Origin of the sequence: Anaerotignum sp. (assembly GCF_017483025.1) — a bacterium.
Taxonomy (GTDB): Bacteria; Bacillota; Clostridia; order Lachnospirales; family Anaerotignaceae; genus Anaerotignum_A.
Map to the genome: position 1 here is coordinate 1 of NZ_JAFUMA010000027.1, position 5,635 is coordinate 5,635.

Sequence of the window (5,635 nt, forward strand, 5' to 3'; positions counted from 1 at the left end):
CATGCCCCCATGACAAGGGGAACGGAAAGGCCCACCTTTTCGCCCACGCCAACGGCGATTGGGATGTTAGCGCTGACCGTACCAACGGAAGTACCTGTGGCCGTGCCCATGAAGGCGGAGATGATGAAGATACCTGCCACCAGAAATTGGGGAGGTACAATGCTCAGACCCAGATTTACCGTAGCGTCTCTGCCGCCCATAGCGGCTGCAACGCCTGCGAATGCCCCTGCCAGAATGTAGATCATCAGCATGGTCAGCACGTTTTCATTGGCTGCGCCTCTGGCAAAGATAGAAAATTTTTCGTTGATGCTTTCTTTCCCCATGCAAAAAGCGAACAGCACAGCGATAAACATGGCTGTAACAGAGGGGAACTGATAAAAGGCCATTTCCACGCCCTGGGCCTGCAGGATGAGCCCTGCGCCAAGGTAGATGGCGATGAAGATGAGAAAGGGCAGCAGGGCAAGGCCACTGCCTTTTTTGTGTTTCATTTCCATAGTTTTGCTCCTTTGCTAAATTTCTTCTTTCCATCAGATCTCTTGTCTGATTTAAACACTCGGCTTCCATCTTAACATTTTCAAAGGGGGAAGTAAAGTAGACTTTTGGCGGAAATCCCTGTTTTTCGGGAAACTTTCCGAAATTTTCCATCATCCGAAAAGAAAAAGGGCGGCCAGCACTGCTGTAGGTCTTTTGAGGTATAAAAAAAGAACCCCTATCATAGGATAGGGGACTTTTTTATGCTTAGGGGATATATGAGTTTGCCTAAAGTAAATTTCTGATATTAGTAGTTCTTTGCTACCAGCTGGAAGTATGCCTGAGGGTGTTCGCATACAGGGCACATGTTGGGAGCTTTGGGGCCTACGTGGATGTGACCGCAGTTTGCGCACTGCCAGATCATGTCGCCATCTCTGGAGAATACCAGACCGCCTTCTACGTTAGCCAGCAGTTTGCGATAGCGTTCTTCGTGTTCTTTTTCGATCTTGCCTACAGCTTCAAACAGGTAAGCGATGTGGTCGAAGCCTTCTTCTTTTGCTTCTTTCGCCATTCTGTCGTACATATCTGTCCATTCATAGTTTTCGCCTTCAGCAGCGTCCAGCAGGTTTGCAGCTGTGCCGGGAACATCGCCTTCATGCAGCAGCTTGAACCAGATTTTTGCGTGTTCTTTTTCGTTGTTTGCTGTTTCCAGGAACAGGTCTGCGATCTGTTCATAGCCTTCTTTTCTTGCTTTGCTTGCATAGTATGTATATTTGTTTCTAGCCTGAGATTCGCCTGCAAATGCTTCCATCAGGTTTTTTTCTGTTTTTGTACCTTTGATATCGTATGCCTTCATATTATCGTCCTCCTTAAAAATGTCACTCTCTTTGCTCTCTCTAATTAAGAATGATTATTATTTAATATCTTGTCTAAATTATATCTCTAAGGTGGAGATTTGTCAACACCTTTTTGGGAAAATATTCATATTTATTTTTAGGGAAATGAAAAAGCCGCATACCTTTTTATGATATGCGGCAAAGTCTCGGTTTAGCCCATCAGTTTTACCAGTACGGCTTTCTGTGCGTGCAGTCTGTTTTCTGCTTCGTCGAAGATTTCGTTTGCATGTTCTTCGAAAACTTCGTTTGTGATTTCCTGTTCGCGGTAAGCGGGCAGGCAGTGCAGAACCATTGCATCGGGTTTTGCCAGTTTCATCAGTTCTTTGTTTACCTGATAGCCGGCAAAAGCTTTTTCTCTTTCTTTCTTTTCTTCTTCCTGGCCCATGGATGTCCAGCAGTCTGTGATGACTACATCTGCGCCTGCGGCAGCCAGCATGGGCTTATCTGTGATGGAGAATTTATCGGGGAACTGTGCGGCAAATTCCATTACGGAAGGATCGGGGCGGTAGCCTTCGGGGCAGGCGATCTGTACGTTCATACCTGTTTTCAGGCCGCCAACGATCAGGGAGTTTGCCATATTGTTGCCATCGCCGATGTAGCACATAGTCAGGCCTTCCAGAGTGCCTTTGTGTTCACGGATGGTCAGCAGGTCAGCCATAACCTGGCAGGGGTGGCACAGGTCTGTCAGACCGTTGATTACGGGGATAGAACCGTATTCCGCCAGCATTTCCACTTCTTTCTGTTCGAAAGTACGGATCATGATGCCATCCAGCATGCGGCTCATTACGCGGGCTGTATCCTGTGTGGGTTCGCCGCGGCCGATCTGAGAATCCTTTGCGCTGATGAACAGAGCGTGGCCGCCCAGCTGATACATGCCTGTTTCAAAGGAGATACGAGTACGTGTGGAGGATTTTTCGAAGATCATGCCCAGTGTTTTGCCTTTCAGGAAATGATGTTCTTTGCCTTCTTTTACGTACTGTTTCATGGTTGCTGCCAGATCCAGCAGTTCATAGATTTCTTCTGTTGTGCAGTCTAATAATTTCAGAAAATGTTTCATTATGTTTCCTCTCTTTCCAGGGGACGCTGTCCCCTCTCGACCCCTGCCAGGACATCATGCCCTGAACCCGATTTGTAAAAACTCATTCAGTTGCAACGCAACTGTAGACTGGAGGCAAAGCCGACCATGCACGTTTTTGCGGGGCAATAATATGTATATGTACAATTATATATGAAGATCAAAGATTTTCCAATGTTTCTTTCAGAATAGACAGGCCTTTTTCCAGTTCTGTCTGTGTGATGCTCAGAGGAGGCAGCAGGCGCATTTTGTGCTTTGCTGTCAGCACCAGCAGGCCATTTTCCATCAGTGTATTTACGATGGGCTTCACGTCTGTATCCAGTTCGATGCCCAGCATCATGCCCATGCCGGCAACGCCTGTTACATGGGGCATTTTTTCGATGGCAGCCTTCATATAGTCGCCTTTGGCTGTTACTTCCTGCAGGAAATCAGCATCCATGCGGTTCAGGATTTCTACTGCGCCGGCGCAAACAACGGGGTTGCCCCCGAAGGTGGAGCCGTGGTCACCGGGAACCAGTGTTTCCTGTGTTTTTTCGCCAAACAGCACTGCGCCGATGGGCAGGCCGCCGCCCAGACCCTTCGCAGAGGATACCAGGTCGGGCTGGATGCCGAACTGCTGATAGCTGTAGAAAGTACCTGTTCTGCCGACACCTGTCTGTACTTCATCCACGATGAAAAGGATGTCTTTTTCCTGACAAGCGTTATAAATCGCCTGTACGTATTCTTTTTCCAGAGGCATTACGCCGCCTTCGCCCTGTACCATTTCCATCATCACGGCGCAAACGTCGTCTGTCAGTTTGGAAAGGGTATCTTCGATATTATTGGCTTCTGCAAAAACGAAGCCGTCTACGAAGGGGAAGAAGAAGTTATGATAAGCAGTCTGACCTGTTGCGGAAAGGGCAGCCATAGTTCTGCCGTGGAAAGAGTTTTCCAGAGCGACGATTTTGCTTCTGCCTTCGCCGTATTTCTGGAAGGAATATTTTCTTGCGGCCTTGATGACGCCTTCATTTGCTTCTGCGCCGCTGTTGCCGAAGAATACTTTTTTCATGCCGCTCTTTTCGCAGAGCAGCTTTGCCACCTGGGCGCAGGGTTCTGTGTAGTACAGGTTGGAAATGTGCTGCAGTTTATTCAGCTGTGCTGTGACAGCCTTTACCCAGCCTTCGTCAGCAAAACCCAGGGAGTTTACGCCGATGCCGCTGGTGAAGTCGATATAGGATTTGCCTGCGGGGTCATAGCAGATGGCACCGTTGCCGTGGTCAACGGCTACGCCGTAGCGGCCGTATGTATGCATAACGTAAGCATCATCCATTTTTTTGATTTCTTCAAAGCTCATGGGAATCCCTTCTTTCGTATCAATCGTTTCTATTTATAAGGTAAGTTTATTTTATAAGTAAATTTATTTCGTAAACATAGTACCGATACCTTCATCGGAGAAGATTTCGATGAGGATGGAATGTTCGATTCTGCCGTCGATCATAACGGCTTTCTTTACGCCGGAATTTACGGCTTTATCCAGGCCCTTGATCTTAGGGATCATGCCGCCGCTGATGATACCATCTTCCATCAGTTTGGGGATATCCTTGGATGTTACGTTGGAAATCAGAGAGTCGGGGTCGTTTACATCCAGCAGCAGGCCGCGGATGTCTGTCAGTGTGATGATATTTTCTGCCTGCAGGGCTGTTGCGATCTCTGCAGCGGCAGTGTCTGCGTTGATGTTGTAAACATTGCCTTCCAGGTCTGTACCCACGGTAGCGATAACGGGGATATAGCCATGGGCGATGGCGTTTTCAATGGGTTCTGTATTGATGTGAGTGATATCGCCAACAAAACCGTAATCGCCGTCCAGTTTTTTCGCCTGGATCATGCCGCCGTCGATACCGCACATACCGATGGCTTTGCCGCCCAGCTGACCGATCAGGGAAACCAGATCTTTATTGGTTTTGCCGGAAAGCACCATCTGTACCACTTCGATGGTTTCGTCGTCGGTATAGCGCAGGCCATCTACGAATTTGGAGGGGATCTCCAGTCGTTTCAGCATGCCGCTGATTTCAGGGCCGCCGCCGTGTACCAAAACAATATTGATGCCGACCAGCTTCAGCAGGATGATATCGCTCATCACTGCTTTTTTCAGCATAGGGTGGATCATGGCGTTGCCGCCATATTTTACAACTACTGTTTTGCCGTAATATTTCTGGATGTAAGGCAGGGCTGCGGTCAGCACCTTTGCCTTCAAGCTATTCATGTTCATTTCTTCTTCCATAACCTTTCCTCTTCCGTATATCAAGTTCTATAATCCCCGTTGATTTTCACGTAATCGTATGTCAGGTCGCAGCCCCAGGCTGTTGCGGTTGCGTCGCCCTGTTTCATTGCGATCTCAATATGGATCTCTTCTTCCAGCAGGATTTCCTTTGCAACGTCTTCATCGAAAGCTACGCCTGCGCCGTTCTGGCAAACCAGAATGCTGCCCTTAGAGGAAGAAATATCCACCTGAATATCATTTACGGCAAAATCGCCTTCTGTGTAGCCGATGGCACACAGGATTCTGCCCCAGTTAGCGTCTGCGCCAAACATCGCTGCCTTTGTCAGGCTGGATGTGATAACGGATTTGGCAATGGCTTTTGCCAGAGGTGTTGTGGGTGCGCCTGTGACTGTACATTCCACCAGTTTTGTAGCGCCTTCGCCGTCACCTGCGATCTTTTTCGCCATGGATGTGCAGATCTCTTTGACTACTTTTACGAACAGGTCGAAATCTTCGCCTTCTTTATCGATGACGGGGTTTTCCGCCATGCCGTTTGCCATGATGGAAACCATGTCGTTTGTGGAAGTGTCGCCGTCTACGGAAACCATGTTGAAGGTATCGTCAACTGCCAGTTTCAGTGCTTTCTGCAGCATAGGTGTTGTGATGGCTGCGTCTGTTGTCAGGAAGCCCAGCATAGTTGCCATGTTGGGGTGGATCATACCGCTGCCCTTTGCCATAGCGCCGATTTTTACGGATTTGCCGCCGATCTCGATTTCGTAGGCTTCTTCCTTGGGTTTTGTATCTGTTGTCATTATGGCTTCCACTGCGTCAGCGTTGCCGTCCTTAGACAGGATAGGAGCCAGAGCAGCGATGCCTTTTTCAATGGGTTCGATGGGCAGAACCTGACCGATGACACCTGTGGATGCCACGATGATATCTTCGGGCTTCAGATGC

At 48.5% G+C, this 5,635-nt stretch carries 6 protein-coding genes; all 6 read right to left on the reverse strand.

Annotation, left to right across the window (positions count from 1 at the left end):
- On the reverse strand, window positions 1-494 hold a 494-nt coding region (locus tag IJ369_RS02500; RefSeq protein ID WP_290715600.1), incomplete at its 3' end, for a Na+/H+ antiporter NhaC family protein.
- Window positions 495-778: 284 nt separating this feature from the next.
- Window positions 779-1,327 (reverse strand): rubrerythrin, encoded by a 549-nt coding sequence (gene rbr, locus IJ369_RS02505; protein ID WP_290715602.1) that lies wholly within the window; start codon window positions 1,325-1,327, stop codon window positions 779-781.
- A gap of 191 nt (window positions 1,328-1,518) precedes the next feature.
- Entirely contained in the window at window positions 1,519-2,424 is a 906-nt protein-coding gene (gene argF, locus IJ369_RS02510) for an ornithine carbamoyltransferase (protein ID WP_290715604.1), read from the reverse strand.
- Window positions 2,425-2,602: 178 nt separating this feature from the next.
- Entirely contained in the window at window positions 2,603-3,775 is a 1,173-nt protein-coding gene (locus IJ369_RS02515; RefSeq protein ID WP_290715606.1) for an aspartate aminotransferase family protein, read from the reverse strand.
- Window positions 3,776-3,838: 63 nt separating this feature from the next.
- Window positions 3,839-4,702: an acetylglutamate kinase gene (gene argB, locus IJ369_RS02520; protein WP_290715607.1), complete on the reverse strand. Its 864-nt coding sequence runs from the start codon at window positions 4,700-4,702 to the stop codon at window positions 3,839-3,841.
- A gap of 20 nt (window positions 4,703-4,722) precedes the next feature.
- The coding region (gene argJ, locus IJ369_RS02525) for a bifunctional glutamate N-acetyltransferase/amino-acid acetyltransferase ArgJ (RefSeq protein ID WP_290715609.1) at window positions 4,723-5,635 on the reverse strand (913 nt) is incomplete at its 5' end.